At 36.3% G+C, this 18,720-nt stretch carries 23 protein-coding genes and 1 tRNA gene; 17 read left to right on the forward strand and 7 right to left on the reverse strand.

Annotated features, from left to right (window positions below):
* The first annotated feature begins 67 nt into the window (after positions 1-67).
* Complete coding sequence (gene fabI / locus ACJ004_RS01005) at positions 68-838, forward strand: enoyl-ACP reductase FabI (protein WP_410890656.1); 771 nt, start codon at positions 68-70, stop codon at positions 836-838.
* A gap of 120 nt (positions 839-958) precedes the next feature.
* Positions 959-1,432, forward strand: a complete 474-nt coding sequence (locus ACJ004_RS01010) for a CotO family spore coat protein (RefSeq protein ID WP_410890658.1) — start codon at positions 959-961, stop codon at positions 1,430-1,432.
* A gap of 44 nt (positions 1,433-1,476) precedes the next feature.
* Here ACJ004_RS01010 and ACJ004_RS01015 read toward each other — a convergent pair whose 3' ends face one another.
* Positions 1,477-1,989 (reverse strand): CotY/CotZ family spore coat protein, encoded by a 513-nt coding sequence (locus ACJ004_RS01015; protein ID WP_410890659.1) that lies wholly within the window; start codon positions 1,987-1,989, stop codon positions 1,477-1,479.
* 138 nt (positions 1,990-2,127) lie between these two features.
* Here ACJ004_RS01015 and ACJ004_RS01020 point away from each other — a divergent pair, with 138 nt between their 5' ends.
* The 8 genes from ACJ004_RS01020 (at position 2,128) to spoVIF (ending at position 5,865) form a co-directional block, all read left to right on the forward strand.
* A complete protein-coding gene (locus tag ACJ004_RS01020) occupies positions 2,128-2,484 on the forward strand; it encodes a DUF1360 domain-containing protein (RefSeq protein ID WP_410890660.1) in 357 nt (118 codons plus the stop codon).
* A gap of 83 nt (positions 2,485-2,567) precedes the next feature.
* Positions 2,568-2,720, forward strand: a complete 153-nt coding sequence (locus ACJ004_RS01025) for a hypothetical protein (protein ID WP_410890662.1) — start codon at positions 2,568-2,570, stop codon at positions 2,718-2,720.
* Positions 2,721-2,870: 150 nt separating this feature from the next.
* Positions 2,871-3,338, forward strand: coding sequence for a sporulation protein (locus ACJ004_RS01030; RefSeq protein WP_410890664.1), 468 nt, complete (start codon positions 2,871-2,873; stop codon positions 3,336-3,338).
* A 16-nt stretch (positions 3,339-3,354) separates the two neighbouring features.
* Positions 3,355-3,834, forward strand: a complete 480-nt coding sequence (gene spoVAC, locus ACJ004_RS01035) for a stage V sporulation protein AC (protein WP_410890666.1) — start codon at positions 3,355-3,357, stop codon at positions 3,832-3,834.
* Complete coding sequence (spoVAD, locus tag ACJ004_RS01040) at positions 3,835-4,860, forward strand: stage V sporulation protein AD (RefSeq protein WP_410890668.1); 1,026 nt, start codon at positions 3,835-3,837, stop codon at positions 4,858-4,860.
* A 4-nt stretch (positions 4,861-4,864) separates the two neighbouring features.
* Positions 4,865-5,221 carry a stage V sporulation protein AE gene (spoVAE, locus tag ACJ004_RS01045; protein WP_410890670.1) on the forward strand — a complete coding sequence of 119 codons (357 nt, stop codon included), beginning with the start codon at positions 4,865-4,867 and terminating at the stop codon, positions 5,219-5,221.
* 103 nt (positions 5,222-5,324) lie between these two features.
* Positions 5,325-5,441 (forward strand): YjcZ family sporulation protein, encoded by a 117-nt coding sequence (locus ACJ004_RS01050; RefSeq protein WP_410890672.1) that lies wholly within the window; start codon positions 5,325-5,327, stop codon positions 5,439-5,441.
* A gap of 169 nt (positions 5,442-5,610) precedes the next feature.
* Positions 5,611-5,865 (forward strand): sporulation-specific transcription regulator SpoVIF, encoded by a 255-nt coding sequence (gene spoVIF / locus ACJ004_RS01055; RefSeq protein WP_410891252.1) that lies wholly within the window; start codon positions 5,611-5,613, stop codon positions 5,863-5,865.
* Between the two features lie 24 nt (positions 5,866-5,889).
* On the opposite strand, the gene ACJ004_RS01060 is transcribed toward spoVIF, so the two are convergent.
* The 5 genes from ACJ004_RS01060 to ACJ004_RS01080 all read right to left on the reverse strand — a co-directional run bounded on the left by ACJ004_RS01060 (position 5,890) and on the right by ACJ004_RS01080 (position 10,450).
* The gene (locus tag ACJ004_RS01060; RefSeq protein WP_410890674.1) at positions 5,890-8,190 is read right to left on the reverse strand and encodes a UvrD-helicase domain-containing protein; all 2,301 of its coding nucleotides are present in this window, start codon (positions 8,188-8,190) and stop codon (positions 5,890-5,892) included.
* Between the two features lie 142 nt (positions 8,191-8,332).
* Positions 8,333-8,755 carry a GNAT family N-acetyltransferase gene (locus tag ACJ004_RS01065; protein ID WP_410890676.1) on the reverse strand — a complete coding sequence of 141 codons (423 nt, stop codon included), beginning with the start codon at positions 8,753-8,755 and terminating at the stop codon, positions 8,333-8,335.
* A gap of 5 nt (positions 8,756-8,760) precedes the next feature.
* Entirely contained in the window at positions 8,761-9,273 is a 513-nt protein-coding gene (locus tag ACJ004_RS01070) for a YjcG family protein (protein WP_410890677.1), read from the reverse strand.
* 119 nt (positions 9,274-9,392) lie between these two features.
* Positions 9,393-10,115, reverse strand: a complete 723-nt coding sequence (locus tag ACJ004_RS01075) for an alpha/beta hydrolase (protein ID WP_410890678.1) — start codon at positions 10,113-10,115, stop codon at positions 9,393-9,395.
* A gap of 110 nt (positions 10,116-10,225) precedes the next feature.
* On the reverse strand, positions 10,226-10,450 hold the full coding sequence (locus ACJ004_RS01080) for a hypothetical protein (protein WP_410890680.1): 225 nt from the start codon (positions 10,448-10,450) through the stop codon (positions 10,226-10,228).
* A 341-nt stretch (positions 10,451-10,791) separates the two neighbouring features.
* Between ACJ004_RS01080 and ACJ004_RS01085 the strand changes: the two genes are divergently transcribed.
* The 3 genes from ACJ004_RS01085 (at position 10,792) to ACJ004_RS01095 (ending at position 14,873) form a co-directional block, all read left to right on the forward strand.
* Positions 10,792-10,864: transfer RNA gene (locus ACJ004_RS01085), tRNA-Val, on the forward strand.
* A 783-nt stretch (positions 10,865-11,647) separates the two neighbouring features.
* Positions 11,648-14,359 (forward strand): DUF3289 family protein, encoded by a 2,712-nt coding sequence (locus ACJ004_RS01090; RefSeq protein ID WP_410890682.1) that lies wholly within the window; start codon positions 11,648-11,650, stop codon positions 14,357-14,359.
* Between the two features lie 22 nt (positions 14,360-14,381).
* Complete coding sequence (locus tag ACJ004_RS01095) at positions 14,382-14,873, forward strand: hypothetical protein (RefSeq protein WP_410890684.1); 492 nt, start codon at positions 14,382-14,384, stop codon at positions 14,871-14,873.
* A gap of 101 nt (positions 14,874-14,974) precedes the next feature.
* On the opposite strand, the gene ACJ004_RS01100 is transcribed toward ACJ004_RS01095, so the two are convergent.
* Positions 14,975-15,175, reverse strand: a complete 201-nt coding sequence (locus ACJ004_RS01100; RefSeq protein ID WP_410890686.1) for a hypothetical protein — start codon at positions 15,173-15,175, stop codon at positions 14,975-14,977.
* A 277-nt stretch (positions 15,176-15,452) separates the two neighbouring features.
* On the opposite strand from ACJ004_RS01100, the gene ACJ004_RS01105 reads away from it, so the two are divergent.
* From ACJ004_RS01105 to rbsK, 4 genes are all read left to right on the forward strand, one after another.
* A complete protein-coding gene (locus tag ACJ004_RS01105; protein WP_410890687.1) occupies positions 15,453-15,863 on the forward strand; it encodes an RbsD/FucU family protein in 411 nt (136 codons plus the stop codon).
* A gap of 32 nt (positions 15,864-15,895) precedes the next feature.
* Positions 15,896-16,909, forward strand: coding sequence for a LacI family DNA-binding transcriptional regulator (locus ACJ004_RS01110; RefSeq protein WP_410890689.1), 1,014 nt, complete (start codon positions 15,896-15,898; stop codon positions 16,907-16,909).
* A gap of 261 nt (positions 16,910-17,170) precedes the next feature.
* Complete coding sequence (locus tag ACJ004_RS01115; RefSeq protein ID WP_410890691.1) at positions 17,171-17,776, forward strand: KpsF/GutQ family sugar-phosphate isomerase; 606 nt, start codon at positions 17,171-17,173, stop codon at positions 17,774-17,776.
* A 19-nt stretch (positions 17,777-17,795) separates the two neighbouring features.
* Positions 17,796-18,719: a ribokinase gene (rbsK, locus tag ACJ004_RS01120; protein WP_410890693.1), complete on the forward strand. Its 924-nt coding sequence runs from the start codon at positions 17,796-17,798 to the stop codon at positions 18,717-18,719.
* Position 18,720 lies beyond the last annotated feature (1 nt).

Below are 18,720 nucleotides of genomic sequence, written 5' to 3' on the forward strand. Positions count from 1 at the left end.
CGTAAATTAGTGTAAAATTAGTACCAAGTACTAATATCATGTGTAACTGTAGGAGGACTTTTTCAATATGAATTTTTCTTTATCTGGAAAAACATACGTAGTAATGGGTGTGGCCAATAAACGCAGTATTGCGTGGGGGATTGCCCGCTCCCTTCACAATGCAGGAGCAAGATTAATTTTCACCTATGCAGGAGAAAGGTTAGAAAGCAGTGTCCGTGAACTAGCAGGTTCTCTAGAAGCTGAAGGGACACTTGTATTACCTTGTGATGTGACAAGTGATGAAGAAGTTGCAAAATGCTTTGCTGAAATCAAAGAATCAGTTGGGGCCATTCATGGGGTTGCCCACTGCATCGCATTTGCAAATAAAGAAGAACTAAGCGGAGAATATTTGAACACCACTAGAGAGGGCTTCTTGCTCGCTCACAATATCAGCTCATATTCCTTAACAGCCGTAGCGAAAGAAGCACGCGGATTAATGACTGAAGGTGGAAGCATTGTCACGTTAACATACTTAGGTGGAGAACGTGCTATCCAAAACTATAATGTAATGGGTGTAGCCAAAGCTTCTCTCGATGCTAGTGTACGTTACTTAGCTGCAGACCTTGGAAAAGAAAACATTCGTGTCAACTCGATTTCTGCAGGTCCAATTCGAACATTATCTGCTAAAGGAATCAGTGATTTTAACTCTATCTTAAAAGAAATTGAAGAAAGAGCTCCATTACGCAGAGCAACCACACCAGAAGAAGTGGGAGATACAGCTGTATTCTTATTCAGTGACCTTTCCCGTGGTATTACTGGTGAAAACATCCACGTTGATTCCGGATACCATATCCTATAATTTTGAAGCCCGCAATTATTGCGGGCTGTTTTTATGTAGAAATTTCTTATTTTTTTATGAACGTGTATAGGCATTTCGCATAAATATGATTGTAGGATTTCGTAAATGGAGGTGCTGAGCATGTCGACCAAAAAGAGAAAAGGACCATTACTTTATATACATCAGCCGTTTGCTAGAACTCCTGCCACAAACATGCAGGACACATATACAATCAGGCAGGAACTAGTGGACCCTGACGAAGAAATGCCGAGCGAGGATGATAGTAAAAAGACAATCTCTCTTGCTAAAAAGCAACTAGTACAAGAGCAAATAACACAAGATATGACTAAGTTTCAGAAAAAGAAACAAACATCATTAAATCGGGTAAAACCTTTTAAAGAAATGAATTTAGAAGAGCGCTTAGATTATTTAATAAATTATCCAAAGGTCCTCCCACCTGCTCCTTGTGTTTTTGTTACTGAGGAAAAAAACTATCAAGGTTATCTGATCGAATACGATAGTGAAGATGTAACAATTCGATTTCATGATCAAACCACAAAAATCATGCCAGTACATGCACTAAAAAATGTTCTTCTGATTGGGTTAAAGAAATAGTTGGTAATTAAAAAAGCCAGCCGTTTTACCGACTGGCTCGATTTTTAATTACAAATTCCTAAGTTAACATCCGCAATACATTGCACTGCGCAGAAGCAGCCTAGATCAACAGTAATGCAGTCGTTACTTGCGCGGAATCGTTCAACCTGACAAACTTTTTCAAGGTTGATGCAGCACTTATCTCCGCCAGAAACCAAGTTTACTGGACAGAAAGTTCCACCTTCGCGACGTCCTGGTACTAATACACGAAGTGTAGCACAGCAGTTGTCAAATACATCCTCTACGCGGAAGTAGATCGATACACATGCATTGTTTTCGTTACTAAAGAATGCATGGAATGGAGAACCATCTGCATTACTTAATACAAAGACGCGAGTATCGACAGGATCTCTCCTCACCGGTGATACCAATGAACCGAGAGGCTCAGCGAAACAACTGGAACACTCTGGGCATTCGTTTTCTTCTACAGCATTATCCTGTATATCTTTAATGGCTCTAACGACTTCGCAAACGCAATTACCATTACGAAAATCATGATTACTATTTCCACAACCCATTTATTTTTCCTCCTTATCCGATATATCTCTTACATTACTAACATATTTAACAGAGCCCTTTTGGGTAACGGACAATAGCCTTATTTGAACAAATTAGGCTGGTAAAATGTTTTTGAAAGGAAGAAAGGATATTACATCATGAAAATAACCTTATTAAACCTGCTTCTACTCTCACTGGCGAGCTTTAGGCTGACAAGGTTAATTGTTTTTGATAAAATAACCGAATTTATTCGGGTTCCTTTTTTTAATGAAATAAAAGAAGAAACTGAGGATGGAGAAATTGAAGTTTATTACCTTCCGAAGGAAAAGGGGCTCAAAAAGTTTTTCGGAGAGCTTCTTAGCTGTTATTGGTGTACAGGGATATGGACTACCACTGGAATTATTAGTATATCACTGCTTTACCCAGACTTTTCGTTCCCAATTATCTTAATTTTAGGGGTTGCGGGATTTGCTTCAATCATCGAGTCCATTGTGCAGTTTTTTATCGAAAAATAGTGGTGTCCGCTGAGACTAGGCTTGGAGGTTGTTCATATTCTATAATCAATTAACAAAGAATTAACAGCGAAGGAGAGATAATAATGAGTCAAAAGAAAAGGAGAACTCAATCCATTGAGTATTCACAATCAACACAATCAACACAATTATCCCAATCGACTCAAATGTATCAACCATCAAAATCCATAAAGCAAAAGGGATCAGGTTGTGGCTGCGGTAAAAAAACTTCAAGATAAGTTTAGAGAAACTGTCAGATTAGCTGGCAGTTTTTTGTTTTTCTGCTAAACCATAAATAAATATTGCAAGATACTACTCATAATTTTTATCAATGTCGAAAAAACTACATAGTAGTGGTATTTAAAAATGGAACAAGGGATGGGAATCATATGAGAACTATTCATCGATGGGTATTATTCGCGTGTTTATTATTTCTTTCCTCCTGTAGTCAAAACCCACAGGTTAAGGATAGCCAATTAACCCTTATGAAAACAACGAATCCTAGCCCGATTGTGACACAGAAAAATAAAAGTAAAGATCACGTAAAAGAAATTGAACAGGATGTAAGCGCGTTTCCAGAATTATATGATGTGGCAGTTGTGAAAGGGAAAAAAGATACACTGGTTGTTTATAAGGTTAAGCATCTATACCGATTTAAAATGAAAAAAATTGAAAAAGACATCAACAAAATGCTTGAAGAAAAATATCCAGATGAAAACTTTACAATCTCAAGTGACTATAAAATTTTTCTAGAAACAGTCAGACTTGATGAGAAAATGAAATCCTCTAAACTTACACATCAGAAAGCTGAAAAACGTTTTAACGAAATCGTTAAAATGACCAAAGATATGAAGTAAGAAAGGAAGAAAAAAGATGGCAACGAGTAAGCAAAAAAACATGACGCCCCAGCAGCGCAAATATCAACAACTTCAACAGAAGCATGAAATTAAACGGCCTGTTCTGAAGAACTGTATTAAGGCATTTTTTGTTGGAGGAATTATTTGTGTGATCGGTCAAGCCATCAGTTATTTTTATATTTATTATTTTGATTTTACTGAACAGAGTGTAGGTAATCCTACTGTGGCAACTATGGTCTTTTTATCAATGTTATTAACTGGGCTTGGAGTTTACGATCGACTTGGACAGTTTGCCGGAGCAGGAAGTGCTGTGCCCGTTACAGGTTTTGGTAATGCTGTAATCTCGGCATGTATTGAACATCGAACGGAAGGCTTTGTTTTAGGTGTAGGTGGAAATATGTTTAAGCTCGCAGGATCGGTCGTTCTCTTCGGTGTTTTCTCAGCCTTTATTGTCGCACTTATTAAAACGCTGTTGGTTATGTGGGGGGTTTTGTAATTGTTAAAAGGACATCAATCATGGGTTTTCGCCAACCGGCCAATGATTACAGCAACAGGCGTGACTGGCGGACCATTTGAAGCAAATGGAAACTTAGCAAATGATTTTGATTTATTATATGAAGACTTATGGATGGGGAAGGAAACTTATGAAAAAGCGCATCGGCAACTGTTAGAACAGGCAATTAGAACGGCATTAAATAAAAGGAATATTGAAAAAGAACAGATTCAATTTTTATTTGCTGGTGATTTAATCAATCAAATAACTCCAACAAGTTTTGCGGCAAGGACCATGCAAATTCCATATTTTGGTCTTTTTGGGGCATGTTCAACATCAATGGAAGGGTTGGCTCTAGCCTCCTTCGTTGTCAATTACCAAGGAGCCAATTATGTCCTGACAGGTGCATCAAGTCATAATGCTGCAGTGGAGAAGCAGTTTCGCTATCCAACAGAATATGGAGGACAAAAACCGCCAACTGCACAATGGACGGTAACAGGAGCGGGCGTGGCAATTGTTCAGCCTAATGTGCCAGGGCAGGTACATCCGGTTACAACCTCGGCAACGATTGGAAAAGTGATCGATATGGGACTTACAGATCCGTTTAATATGGGCGGTGCGATGGCACCAGCAGCAGCCGATACGATTATTGCTCATTTCCGCGACCTTCAACTAGATCCCTCTTATTACGATTTGATTGTGACAGGGGACCTAGGCAGGGTAGGTCATGATACAGCATTTGAGTTAATTAACAAAAGTGGTCTTGAATTAGAACGAAAACAATTCCAGGATTGCGGGTTACTAATGTACAAGGATGATCAGCCTGTCCAATCGGGGGGGAGTGGTGCAGGATGCTCTGCAACAGCCTTGTATGGACATTTATTGAACCAATTAAAAAAGGGTACATATAAACGGATCTTAGTAGTCGCAACTGGCGCATTGCTGTCCCCGCTCAGCTTTCAGCAGAACGAATCGATACCATGTATTGCACATGCTGTAGCCATTGAAATGAATGGAGATAAGGGGTGATCCTATGTTAGCTATGTTTTTTTGGGCATTTGTGATTGGCGGGATTATTTGTGTTATTGGGCAGCTTTTGTTTGATATCGCAAAGCTTACCCCTGGTCATACACTGAGTTTGCTTGTTGTTATTGGTGCTATATTGGACGGTTTCGGTCTATATGAACCATTAGTTGACTTTGCGGGGGCAGGAGCTACCATTCCAATTACCAGTTTTGGCAACTCCTTAGTTCACGGGGCACTGCAGGATGCAGAGAAACATGGACTGATAGGGGTATTGACAGGGATGTTCCAGGTGACAAGCTCTGGAATCTCAGCCGCGATTATTTTTGGATTTATTGGGGCACTAATTTTTAAACCTAAGGGGTAAATTACACAATATTGAAATTTACTGAAATAGATGTCGAGCCTACACACAGTATAAAGTAATTTCATATGTTATTAATGAGATTACAGAAGTGAGGTGACATTCTATGTTTGGATATGGCGGATGCGGTTACGGCTACGGCGGTTTTTATGGCGGTTCAACTTTTGTATTAATCGTCGTATTATTCATCCTTTTAATCATTGTTGGTGCAAGCTTCTATTAATAATTAGTGCTTGCTTAATGGAAGGGGTTGGCCTAAAAAAATGGCCAGCCCTTTCATCTTTTTTCTTAAAAAGTGCCCAGGGGGGCGCGTACGCTTTTCCTATTTCATTCACCAATTTACTCTTCCTTCATACAATAAAGTAGTTTATGAAGGAGCGTGATCTTTGAATATGGATAATGGTTTTTTTAAAAACATTGAAAAGAAAACGGGCGTTAATATGAAAGACATTTTTGAATTAGCGAATTCATTACAAAATGCTAATTTTAAAGATGAAAAAACAGTCCGTAATGTGATTCGTCGAGTTTCTCAAATTGCCAATAAACCGGTGAATAAAGAAATGGAAGACCAAATTGTTAAATCCATTGTTAATGATGGCAAGCAGCTTGATCTTAATACGATTTCCAATATGATTAATAAAAAATAAAAAGAAGGAGACCGCATTCCTAAATTAGGAATCGGTCTTCTTCTTTTTAGTTAGTGGTGCTATAAACCTCGAGCGATGAGCTTTTTTTCCGCGTCTGTTTTCTGGAACGGAGATAAACAGCTGCTCCTTAGCTCGAGTCATTGCCACGTAAAATAATCTTCTTTCTTCTTCAATCGCTGTAAAGTCACCATTCCGATAGGCGTCAAGTGCAAAATCATGGGGCAGACTGCCATCGACGGCACCGATTATATAAACCGTTTTGTATTCAAGGCCTTTCGAGCGGTGAATGGTACTAAGACTAATGGCTTCATGAAAATGTTTGCTTAAACTTTTGATTTCTTTGTTCATAGCAGACATATGCTCTGCGTGAGCTAGAAACGCCTCAATATTATCGAAACTTTTGGCTGCCACTTTTAAGTCCTTAAGATCGTCAGAGCCCTTTTCAAGCTTATTAGACTCGTTACCGCGTTTTTTCAGAAAATCAAGAAAGCCAATATCTTTTTCTACTTTTTCTAGTGCAGAGTGAGGTGAAGAATGCTTCAGCCCCCGAATAATCGTGACCGCTTTTTTTAGTTTCTTTTCCTGAAAGGCATGGGCGGTGGTTAAGTGGGAAAGAGCCTCAAGCAGACTGCAATCCTTTAAGATGCTTTGAGCTTTTAATTCTTTAAGGATGGTTTGCTTAAGAAACAACAAAGGTAAAATATCAGACATTGCCTGTGGGTCGTCCTCATTTAAGCTCACCTTTAAAAATGAAAGAGCACTTCTAACTATATAACGATCGTAAAAAGCATCTGCATCCATATCAATCTTAAAAGGAAGGTTGGAGCCGGCCAGTCTTTCAAATACCGCTCGTGACCCGGCATTGGTCCGGTAGAGAATGGCAAAGTCTGAAGGGTTTGCGCCAAGGAATATCCGCTCTTGTATATCTGTAACGATCATCGTTGCCTCTTCCTCTTCATCATAGGGAAAAATTAACTGTGGAAGTGCTCCAGAAGAAAACTGTGCCTTCATCTTTTTGGTTCTTCTTATTTTATTGGCTGCAATCATTTGGTTTGCAGACGAAACGATTTCATGAGAGGATCGATAATTTTGATCAAGTGTGACCATCTTTGCATACGGAAAATCTTTTTCAAACTCTAACAAATAGCTTGGGTCACTACCTCTAAACGAATAAATGGCTTGATCATCATCTCCAACTGCACAAACATTTTTATGTTTTCCAGATAATAGTTTGATAAGTTCGTATTGGACCTTATTGATATCCTGAAACTCGTCAATTAAAAAATAATGAAAACGATTTTGATACTGCTCAAGTAATGAAGGGGTTGAGGCAAACAGGTGATAGCAGCCAATCAGCATATCGTCAAAATCAAACAGACCCTCGTTTTTCTTATAGTCTTCATACCTTTTATATAAAAAGACTGTTTTTTCTTCCCATTCGGAAGCGGGCTTCACTTCATTTGGCATTAGCAGAGAGTTTTTCCAGAGGCCGATTTGCTGAAGAGCCACATCATAAGCGAACTCTTTTTCAGATAAGTCGAGTTCTCTACCTGCTTCTTTCAGGATTTTGTCTCGCTGCCATTCTTTTTTTAATAGTTTGCTTGATGACCAATTATGTGAGTCGTGGAACATCAGAATACGATAAAAAATGCTATGAAAGGTACCAGTTACAAGTTGATTAATTTTATCTCGTTTCATTTGTGGATATGAGAGCAATCGGTTCTTCATTTCTGCAGCAGCTTTTGATGTGAAAGTAACAAGCAAAATCGTCCTCGGGTCGATGAGTTTGTCTGCAAGCATATAGGCTGTACGTGCTGTTAACACCCGAGTTTTACCACTCCCGGCACCGGCAAGTACCAATAGAGAACCTTCTGTCTCTTTGACAGCGGCAGCCTGACTGTCATCAAGAACAACTCCATGATCTGCAAGTTGCTGTAAAAAGGGTGAAAGTTCCATCTGTTTATCGTTACTTGTCGTAGTAAACGGAACAGTGTATTCAATCGTTTTGGCGGCTTTGAAATGATCAATGCTTTGCGGGGTCTTTGTAATAGTTCTACCCTTTGGGATGCTAAATCCATTTAATTCTGAAGATGGTTGTGAATCTATTTTTTCCAGTATAACAGAGGGATCTGGGCAATGTATCTCAGGTGAATTTGTATGGAAAAAATGTGGTTCCTTGTGGATACCTAAAAACAATCGGACGGATTCGTTACAAATGGGACAATTCAACTGACCACTTTTTCCGACAAGAAATATTTTCTGATATTGGTCCCTGCTTAATTGCTCAAGAACAATATTCTGATTTTGATAAATAGCTGTTTTCATAATTTATTATCCTCTATATCTAAAAATCAAGACATGTTCTATCATATCAAAACCAAGAGGGAACTGAAAGGGGTTCAACAACATTGCTGGAATTACCAAAGAAGGCACTTGCCGCAAAAGCGTCAAGTGCTTCTTCCTTAGGTTATATTTTCTTTACCATCGTTTTATGAGGAATTCCTGCATCCATAAATTCCTCTGAGACAACCTCATAACCAAGTCCAGCATAAAAAGGAATGGCATGTGTTTGGGCATTGAGCTTTAATTTATGAATATCGTTTTTAAGAGCAAAGTCTTCAATCGCATTCATTATGGCTTTTCCTGCACCCGTATTTCTTGCCTCTTTCATGACACAAATCCGTTCGACTTTTCCAAAGCCGTCAACAAGACGAAAGCGGCCAGCACCAACAGGGGAACCATCTTGGTACATAATAAAATGTTTTGCTTCTTCCTCGTAGGCATCTATTTCCTCTTCTAAGGGAACCGCTTGTTCTTCAACGAAAACGGTTTTCCTTACTGAATAGGCATCTTCAAGTTCTTTTTGATTTTCAACAATCTTTACTGTCACTTAAACTATTCCTTTCCAAGACGAAATGTTTCATAAACGGTCCAGGATCCATTTTCTAATTGATAAAGAAGATGGAAGCGGTCAATCGTTTCCTCATGATCAATTTTGGTCATCCTGAGTGAGCCAAATACATCCGAATGCTCATCATTGGATAGTTTTTGACCAATCGTGATATGTGGAACAAATGCATATTCTAAGTTTTGTTCTGTAAATTCTTGATTGACCTCGTTATGCAATGCAGTTAGTTCGTCAGTCTTGTCCACTTTAAAATAAATAACATTATTAACGGGCTGAAATGAGCTGATTTTTGAAGTTTTTAACGTAAAGGCCTTGTGGCTGGCAGCAACTCTTCGTAATTTATCAGCATATTCTTGCGCTTCTACTTCGGCCGCCTCAAATGCAGTTTTCAATGTAAGATGTGGCGTAATTAAAGCATAATGCGGGTCATAACGTTTTCGATAGGAATTAGCTAAATCCTGAAGTTTTTTTGATGGAAAAATAACAACTCCAAATTTCATACGTATACCTCCATTTAGATGAACTTACCTTTTAATATACAAAAATTTTACCTTCTTAATATTATAGCAAATTTTCAAAATATATTAAATAACTAAACACGATGTTGATATTAATTAGTTTAGAACAACATTTTCAGTGCCCGTCTTAAATCAGGCTGCCAGTACGTCCATGTATGATTTCCGCTAAACTCTTCATAAAAATATGTAAATGGTTTTTCTGAAATAATTTTTGAAAGCGCCCTGTTCGGGGACAGGAAATCTTTTATGCGACCATCCGTTGTTGAAACTTCAGTTTCTTGATTCCCAATCACATGATAGAGTTGTAATAGCTGTCCCTCCGAGAAGTTCTTGACCGAATCTAATACTTTTTCATCCACGTATGGAGATTGGAGCAGGACTTTTCCAAATGTATGTGGGTATTGAAGCGCTGTCATTAAAGAAACAGCACCGCCAAGAGAGTCGCCAATAAGTGCTCGTGTCGAGCCCATATGATAGGTAGGAAACTCTTGATCAAGGAAAGGAACTAATTCATGAGCAAGGAAACGGATGTATTGTTGATTTTGTGAGCCGCTAGGATGGTATTTCTTGCGGCGGTCTTCTACATCCTTATATGGGACTCCAACAATTATTAAATTTTCAATTTCTCTTTGAAAAAGAAACTCGTCTGCTAATCGCGCAATTCTGCCGAGCCGGAAATAGTCTTGGCCGTCCTGGGCAATTAACAGCGAGTATTTATAAAGCGGTGAAAAGTTTGCTGGCAGATAGACAAGAAGCTGGATATCCTCTCCAAGTTCACCACTATGAATAGTAAGTTCTTTGATTGTTCCTTTTGGAAACTCCATATGATAATACCCCCCATGATTCAATCTTTACCACTGCATTATAACAAAACTATAGTGGAAATGCTTTTAATAATAAGGGGGCTGTATGAAAAGTGAATATATGCGTGGATTTAGTGAAGGAAGCGGGATTTGGAACGGGATTCAGGCATAATGGATAAAATATTTTCACGTTTAAAGGTACGTATTTGTTTTCGAAGCAGACAATAGGCACGAATGTATTCGTCATTAACTTCTTTCACAATTAAACTCCGTTGTGATAATTCTTGGTTGTCGGCTAAATAAATCATTTCTAATGGAATATTTTCCTCAATTGAACGATTGAAAAGCCCATCCATGTAGATCTCTCCTTTCTTTTTTATAATATTATTATATCCAAACATTTGTTCTTTATTCAAGGAAATTAGAACTGGTGTTCTAGTTTTTGATTAGCATTGAAAGGGTGGAGCAATTGATATGGGGTCTGCTTATGTTCCGATCAGTTGTAATTGCAACAAAAATATTTATGCAACAGTGAAAGGGTTAATATCTGTAGCGACTTTTAGTTGATGGCCTAGCGGACAATTTTTTTTCTGGCGCTTGGAGTTATTGTAGTGATGAGGATGTTTTTAAAAAAAGGTAAAAATGGTATTGACATTTTTGGTCTTTTTACTATAATTAGATTTGTAGTTAAATAAGAGATCTGTTAGCTCAGCTGGGAGAGCGCAACCTTGACAGGGTTGAGGTCGGGGGTTCGAACCCCTCACAGGTCATCGATACAGACGCCACTTTGAGGAGTAGCGTCTTTTTTTTGTGCATTAAAAAGTAACGAAAAAGTAACGGGCATTCTTTTTAAATTAAAAAGTAACAATGTAAGTAACCTACACATTAATTCATAAGTCTGATAAAAATAAATAGGAAATATTTACCTTATAATCCATATTTTTAATCTGTAAACTAATACTTAGTTGATAAGATTATTTTTTAGGGAGAAAAAGAGAAAAAATGAATTTATCCCTCAAGGAATTATAAGAGCTGTTTCTGTTTATTTTATGCTCTTCAATGCTTTTTGCATTTTCGCCACAGTCTAAGGACCAAAAAGCATCATCCCCCTAGCACGTTTCAAATTAACGGTTGGGGAGCGAAACGGGATTCATTCATTGGTTTACAGTCCGAAAATATATTATGTCAAAGATTTATTTATGTTCGGTAAATTTAAAAAGACAAGACACTTAAATATTAGGTGTCTTTCTGATTTAATGATTTTTCAGAAAATTCAGTAATTATATTGTTTGGGATATATTACCACATATACTTTTGATAGCTACCAACTAGTTGCTATTAGAAAAATAACACTTGTAAAGGAGTCGATTTAATGACATTATCTTAAGGATTTTGACAATATTTATTTGGATGGGAACCACTATATCGTATGCTTCGATCATTAAACCACATAAGTTTTATAAGTATCCACCATAGTAAATGCATGCAGCTTCTCTCAATATCGTTATATTTTTATAGGTTAAATTAATATTTTTATAGAGGAGATTTTCATTTTGAAAAATAAAATAAAAAGTATGCTGAGTATTTTATTGAGCTTTGCAATTGTTTTTGGCGGAATTGGGCAAACAGTGGTGGCAAAGGGTATTAACGATGCTAATCAAGGACAACAAAAGAATTCTAGTGTGGAAAATGTAAAACAGTGGTTAAGTGAATATGAATTCTATGAGGATACCAGAGATGGATTAATCTATGAGAAGGTTGCAATAAATGAATTAAAGCGTTTCGTAACAGTCATAAAAGATTCTAATGCTAAGTTAGATTCTAATGCACTAGATAATCTGATTGGGGAATTTGATAAAACCGGAGACTTTAAGCAAACAGATATGAATGAACTTGAAATGTTTGAACAATTGATTAACCAATATGAACAAGCAGTTCAAGAAGAGTATATAAAAGAGGTAGTTCTAAAAAGTGATCTGCTCTTGAATATCAAACATAAGTTAACAATATATCTATGGGGCTATGCATCAAATAACGATTTTAATAAACCAACTGAAGTATTACTTGCAGATATACTCTTTAATTTTTATTTATCGGATAAAATTGTCAATAAAAATGCTATCGGCATCTTAAAAGATATCTCTGATCAATCGGATCAAAATGGAAATAAAATAAAAGCTCATTTGGCTAACGCTGTGAAAATGTCTGAAAAAGGTAATGAGTTTCTAGAAAAAGATCTAGGTATCCCTGCATCAAAGTCCTATCAAAATGCATATAAACAAGTGTTATTCGGACTTGAAAAAGCAGGCTATACATTTAACACAGAATTCTTTGAATCTACCTCTGACACGGACGGTGACACGATAACAGATGGAATAGAATTCCAAGAGGGAATGAATCCATTTAAAATGGATACAGATGGGGATGGTTTAAAGGACAATATTGAATATGAGATTAAATCATCTATTTCCCCAACAAAATATGATACAGATCATAATGGCATAAGTGACGCAGATCAAGATAGCGATGGAGACGGCCTGAATAATAAAGACGAGCAGGTTTATCAAACAGCTATAATGAAGAAAGATTCCGACCAAGATAGCTTAACTGACGGATTTGAAGTACAACAGTTTGATTCATTACCTAATAAGGATGATACAGATAGCGATGGATTAAGTGATGGAGATGAATTTGCTTTAAAGACAAATCCGAATACTGCAGACAGTGATAATGACGAGATCACGGATTCACAAGAACTCCATAAACAATCTATTCGTAAATCATTGAATCAGCCTGATCAATCAGAAATTACTAGTGTAGAAGTTAGTTTTAGTGCAACGGATAATATAAATAAAACGACTAGAATTACAGCAAACAAAGGCAATATTAAAACAGCTAATTTATACGGTCTGATTGGTTTTCCTGTAGGGATCAATACTCAATCAGAATTTGATAAAGCAAGCATTACGTTTACTTATGATGAAGCGAAGCTAGGAGACACAGTGGAACATGATTTAGGCATCATTTGGTATAATGAAGATGAGGAAATGTTTGAAAGCCTTAACGCTGTGTTAGATACAAGTAAGAATACAATAAGTGTGGAAACTACTCAGCTTAGTGAATTTATGATTGTTGATAAGAAAAAATGGCTGGAGCTTTGGAGTAAGAAAACTGACTCCTCAAAGAAGCTTGGGGTAAAAAGCGATGGTTCAAGTGGCGAAGAGATAGATTCAGATGGGGATGGCTTATACGATACCTATGAAACGGAAGGAATGAAAACACCATACGGTATAATCTACACTAATCCTGACATGAAAGATAGTGACGAAGATGGATTAACCGATGGGCAAGAAATGGGTCCATTCAGAACATTCACGTTTGAGATTTTTGGAATTACGATTCATTTTGAAGGTTTCTTTCCAACCAGTTTACCAGACCAAAAAGATAGTGATGGAGATGGAATTTTTGATAATGAGGATTCAAAACCGTTGTACGCTAATTTATCCAATTTAGTCATTTTTCAATCAGATCGACCAGAAGGTTATGATGAAAATGGAAATGTAGCGAATGATATGACAACAAATGATTATACAGGAGATGAAATGACTGACATTAGCTGGATGTTCCATCTTCAATTACTAGAATCATATTTCCCAGGTATTCTCTTTGATGAGTTCGAGACAATGTCCACAAGCTTATTTTCTACGGGAGAAATGGAAGATGTTGTTTTAGATATGATTGATCATTTTGAGGAGGGAACTGGTACAGCGTATAGTAATCAGACTTTAACTAAAAAAGCGAGTGAGCATGAGACAACAAAAGAATATGTTGAATTTGTCAAAAATGCTATAGTTGATGAGATAAAGAAAAATGGAGGAAATTTGGGAGCACTTCGGTTTGATGAAAGTACAAAAGCAACTAATACATTTTATCAAAATATACAGGATAATGCTTCTTACCCGACGTTTAGCAGCTGGAGTGATAGAATAGGCGGACTTACCATTACGGTAAATGATACGTGGGGGAATACGATATCCGTAAAAGATTTTTCAGTAGAGAACAATCACTTTGAAGGTGTCATGCATGTTCGTTTATATGATCATTTTGGGCTAGATCAGCCAGATGTGGAGAAAATGTATGTCAACTTAGCAGGATTTCGTTCTTGGTTTGTCTTACAGCATTATGAAGATTATGATGGGGAATATAAACCCTTTGTTACTTTAATGGAAATGGATATCCCATTCGAGGGGGAATTGAGCAATTAAAGTTAATTTAAAAATTCTAGTTTTGATTATTGGTATATTCTTCATTCCATTATACTTAATTGGATGTACAAAGAATGAGGAATCAAGCGGGGAAACAAAGATTTTCGAAATTGCCAATACAGAACAAAACGTTGGTAAAAAGGATGAAGAAGTGGTAACTCTTAGAAAGCATTACATGATTCTGAATCCACCTAAAGATTTAAAAGATTTGAAAGAATTAGTTAAAAAATACAGTAAGAATCATCCAGTTGAAGGTGAAATGAAAGTAATAGAAGGAAAAAATAGGATTTTTTATATGTCCTTCTATAGGGAAAGTGACGATTTGCCAAGAGACTGGCAGCCTGATGAAAGTTACATGAATACGGATCGGATGGAACATCATAAACATGATCTCATTGCATCGATCATTTGGTCAGATGCTGAACCACAAAAAGAATACAATGTTTATGATAAAAGTAAGGAAGGAAAGGTAATTAAGAGGATGCGTTTTATTGATGATCAGCTTGTTGAGTGATACACTAAAAAATAAGAAATGGAAATTGTTAGAAACTAAAACAGGAACACTACATGATAGACTAGGGATCACTATGAATATTTTCCATTTTTATTACATCGTTAATTTATACCATTGTTACCTTTGCCGCAATGCTTTACAGATACAGGAGATCTAACTGTTTCCAATAACAAAAATTCAATCATATTAAGATTTATTAAAATTCTTGTTATAACAATACTTTCATAAAGCTCAAAGTGTTCCATTTTCTGAATCTCTTGCTCATGAGTTGAAAGAACCGCTAGACTTGAATTACCAACCATTTTAATGATTTCAAATAAAGTTCTAAGTAGCTTTCCCTTGGTGGAGAGCTTTTTGTTTTAGGCATAATAACAAAAAAGGAGTTAAATGCTATAGCAGTAAATATTAGTGGACAATGGCTTTTATTCGTACTTTTTTCAGGAAGGAAGAAAACGGATTCCCTTTATTTTCTGTATATTTTTAAAATGATTGGTTGACAATTGTATGTAAACGTTTTACTATGAAATAGAAATCGATTACTATAAACGCGTTTTTTTATGAAAGAGGAGGAATAATATCATGTTAACAATCGATTGTATCCATCCAAAAATATTAGAAGTTGTTGCTTCGTGCGGACATGGGGATAAAATATTAATAGCTGATGGGAATTACCCTCTAAATTCCTGTACTAATGAAAATACAACGAAGGTTTTTCTTGGGTTAACCCCAGGTTTACCCACTGTAACGGATGTTCTAAAGTCATTAAACAGTACGATGAATTTTGAAAAAGCTGAAGTAATGGATCCGGAAAATGGAGAAGAACCAGAGATATTTAAAGAATTTCTTGATATACTAAATATAAATGAATTGCAAAAGTTAGGACGTTTTGAGTTTTATCAAGAAGCTCAAGCGAAAAATATTATTCTTGGAATTAATACAGGAGAAACCCGTACTTTTGCAAATATCTTGCTCACGGTTGGTGTGAGATAGGAATCTTGATGATTGGAAAAGGGTGAGTCTGGGTGGATTTAAAGAATGTCACAATGAAAGATATTGCTAAATATACTGGTGTATCAACTGCGACCGTTTCTAGGGTGCTTAATGATAACTACCCTGTGAATATTGAAACAAAGAAAAAAGTACTGAAGGCAATAGAAGAATTAAATTATGAGCCGAACTTGGTAGCTAAAAATTTAAGATCTAGAAAATCAAATTTGGTTGCAATTATTGTGGCAGATATAAAAAATCCCTATTATGTCAGTATTGCGAAGGAAATTGATGACTACCTTTTTGAGGAAGGGTATAGCTTAATTACATGCAGCACGGACGAATCAATTGAAAAAGAAGCAGATATTATTCGTCTATTATTAAGCAAGCATATCGATGGCATTGTTATAGCTCCTAGTGATAGTGAAAACTCAAAATTAACGGGACTGATAGAGCAACATGTACCTATTGTTCTCGTGGATAGAAAAATAAATGTTCTGCCTATACCATTTGTTGGGACTAATAACTTTAAAGAGGCGTATAACCTTACCGAGTACTTAATTAAAAAGGGTCATGAGAAGGTTGGAGTTATGACCGGTAAACTTAATACTAGTACTGGGAAAGAGAGACTTGAAGGCTTTAAGATGGCAATGGGGAATTATGGATTGCCAATTGATGAAAAGTGGATTTTTTACGGGGATTTTGATGAAAAACAAGCATATGAAGTGCTTTCACTTTTCCTAAAAAACAATAAAGATTTACCGACTGCGTTATTAAGCTGTAATAACTTAATGACAAAAGGAACTATAATAGCATTAAACGAGGAAAATATAAAAATTCCAGAAGATATCTCAATCGTTTCTTTTGGTGCAATGGAAAACCAAGAGTTTTTTAAAACGAGAATTACCTGCATTGAGCAAGATACAAGCTATATGGGGAAAAAAGTTGCAGAACTATTATTGGCACAGCTAAAAAATGGGCAGAAATTGAAAAGTATAATAGTAGAAAGTACTTTTATCGAAGGGAATTCGGTAAGAGAATGGAATTAAATGGTTATTTATGAAAATTCTTTTGACGGCTGTTGGTAATCGGGACAGCCGATAAATTAACCATTATAGAAATCGATTACTATAAAAATCCAATCAACTAAATATAAAATTAGATCTAATCAGGATTAAGATATAAAATAAGCATTATTTATGATAATTTATTACGTAATATAAAGGATTTTTCGATAATTATATTTTTTGTAGTAATAGTAATCGATTACTATAAAATGTTTACTAAGGAAAAGGATGAGGAGAATGATGATGAATATTACAGAGATGTTAAATAAAGTAATGGATTCCGAAATTAATTCCATATTGGAAGTTAAAAGCAGTATTGATGACGCTTATGTGCAAGCGGTAGAGAAGATATTTCATTGTAGAGGGAAAGTAATTTTTCTAGGTGTTGGGAAATCAGGTCATATTGGAAAGAAATTAGCTGCTTCATTTGCAAGTACTGGAACACCTGCATTCTTTGTTCATGCTACAGAAGCTGTACATGGTGATTTGGGCATGATTGAAAAAGATGATATAGTGATTGCTATTTCGAATAGTGGAGAGACAAAAGAAGTACTAGATACTCTTCCCTCCATTAAAATGATTGGCTCGACCATTATATCTATTACAGGAAACAATGATTCTACTTTAGCTAAATCCAGTGAAATTTCTCTTGAAGTTCAAGTGAATGGGGAAGCGGATCCACTAAACTTAGCACCAACAAATAGCTCAACGGCAACATTAGTAGTTGGTGATGCAATGGCAATAACTTTATCGCAAATGAAAGGGTTTCAAAAGGAGGATTTTGGTTTATTCCATCCAGGTGGAAGCTTAGGAAAACAATTATTAGAAGCGGGATTAATTAAGGAATAGTAAAAGGGGAACATGACATATGAAAAAAATATTAGTTATAGGAAGCTTTATGACAGATTTAGTAGTACAGACGCCAAAGGTACCAGTAGAAGGTGAGACGATAATTGGAAATACATTTAATCGCTTCACCGGTGGAAAGGGAGCTAACCAAGCAGTTGCCGCTGCAAGATTAGGCGGAGATGTGACTATGATTGGAAAGCTTGGAGAAGATGACTTCGGGAGAGAACATATTGATGCATTAAAATCCGAAAATATTAATCACCATTCCATTTTATTTGACTCTCAGGCTAGTACTGGTGTCGGCAATGTTGTTATTGATAGTAACGGGAATAATCGAATTATTGTTGTTCCAGGAGCAAATTTAAAACTATCGGAAAAAGATATTGAGGCTTTTGAAAACGTCATCATCAATTCTGATATTGTCGTTTTACAATTAGAAGTTCCAATGGAAACGGTCTATAAATCTATTGAACTGGCAAATAAACATGGAAAAACGATTATTCTTAATCCAGCGCCAGCACAACCTATTGATCCGAAATATATGGATAAAGTGGATTACTTCGTTCCCAATGAAACAGAAGCCAGTTTATTGACCAATATAGAAGTAAGCAACCTTGAAACAGCAGAAAAGGCAGCTGAAGTATTATTATTGCAAGGATATAAAAATGTGATTATTACATTGGGAAATAAAGGAGTCATTTTTAAAAATAACACTGAAATGAAATTCGTAAAAGCATATACAGTAAAAGCGGTAGATACGACTGCAGCAGGTGATTCTTTTATTGGCAGCTTTGCATACGGCCTATCGAATAATATGACCATTGAACAATCTCTGAATTTAGCAGTTGCTGCATCTGCACTCACCGTTACGAAGCTTGGTGCACAACCATCATTACCGAAGATTGACGATGTAAATGAACTATTGCTCGTGGCACAAAAATGAT

The organism is Neobacillus sp. 204, assembly GCF_046562815.1.
GTDB lineage: Bacteria > Bacillota > Bacilli > Bacillales > Cytobacillaceae > Neobacillus.

What these genes read in the sequence shown, in the direction of transcription:
- fabI (WP_410890656.1), top strand. Translation starts at nt 68, where the DNA reads ATGAATTTTTCTTTATCTGGAAAAACATACGTAGTAATGGGTGTGGCC.
- ACJ004_RS01010 (WP_410890658.1), top strand. Translation starts at nt 959, where the DNA reads ATGTCGACCAAAAAGAGAAAAGGACCATTACTTTATATACATCAGCCG.
- ACJ004_RS01015 (WP_410890659.1), bottom strand. Translation starts at nt 1,989, where the DNA reads ATGGGTTGTGGAAATAGTAATCATGATTTTCGTAATGGTAATTGCGTT.
- ACJ004_RS01020 (WP_410890660.1), top strand. Translation starts at nt 2,128, where the DNA reads ATGAAAATAACCTTATTAAACCTGCTTCTACTCTCACTGGCGAGCTTT.
- ACJ004_RS01025 (WP_410890662.1), top strand. Translation starts at nt 2,568, where the DNA reads ATGAGTCAAAAGAAAAGGAGAACTCAATCCATTGAGTATTCACAATCA.
- ACJ004_RS01030 (WP_410890664.1), top strand. Translation starts at nt 2,871, where the DNA reads ATGAGAACTATTCATCGATGGGTATTATTCGCGTGTTTATTATTTCTT.
- spoVAC (WP_410890666.1), top strand. Translation starts at nt 3,355, where the DNA reads ATGGCAACGAGTAAGCAAAAAAACATGACGCCCCAGCAGCGCAAATAT.
- spoVAE (WP_410890670.1), top strand. Translation starts at nt 4,865, where the DNA reads ATGTTAGCTATGTTTTTTTGGGCATTTGTGATTGGCGGGATTATTTGT.
- ACJ004_RS01050 (WP_410890672.1), top strand. Translation starts at nt 5,325, where the DNA reads ATGTTTGGATATGGCGGATGCGGTTACGGCTACGGCGGTTTTTATGGC.
- spoVIF (WP_410891252.1), top strand. Translation starts at nt 5,611, where the DNA reads ATGGATAATGGTTTTTTTAAAAACATTGAAAAGAAAACGGGCGTTAAT.
- ACJ004_RS01060 (WP_410890674.1), bottom strand. Translation starts at nt 8,190, where the DNA reads ATGAAAACAGCTATTTATCAAAATCAGAATATTGTTCTTGAGCAATTA.
- ACJ004_RS01070 (WP_410890677.1), bottom strand. Translation starts at nt 9,273, where the DNA reads ATGAAATTTGGAGTTGTTATTTTTCCATCAAAAAAACTTCAGGATTTA.
- ACJ004_RS01075 (WP_410890678.1), bottom strand. Translation starts at nt 10,115, where the DNA reads ATGGAGTTTCCAAAAGGAACAATCAAAGAACTTACTATTCATAGTGGT.
- ACJ004_RS01080 (WP_410890680.1), bottom strand. Translation starts at nt 10,450, where the DNA reads ATGGATGGGCTTTTCAATCGTTCAATTGAGGAAAATATTCCATTAGAA.
- ACJ004_RS01100 (WP_410890686.1), bottom strand. Translation starts at nt 15,175, where the DNA reads ATGGTTGGTAATTCAAGTCTAGCGGTTCTTTCAACTCATGAGCAAGAG.
- ACJ004_RS01105 (WP_410890687.1), top strand. Translation starts at nt 15,453, where the DNA reads ATGTTAACAATCGATTGTATCCATCCAAAAATATTAGAAGTTGTTGCT.
- ACJ004_RS01115 (WP_410890691.1), top strand. Translation starts at nt 17,171, where the DNA reads ATGAATATTACAGAGATGTTAAATAAAGTAATGGATTCCGAAATTAAT.
- rbsK (WP_410890693.1), top strand. Translation starts at nt 17,796, where the DNA reads ATGAAAAAAATATTAGTTATAGGAAGCTTTATGACAGATTTAGTAGTA.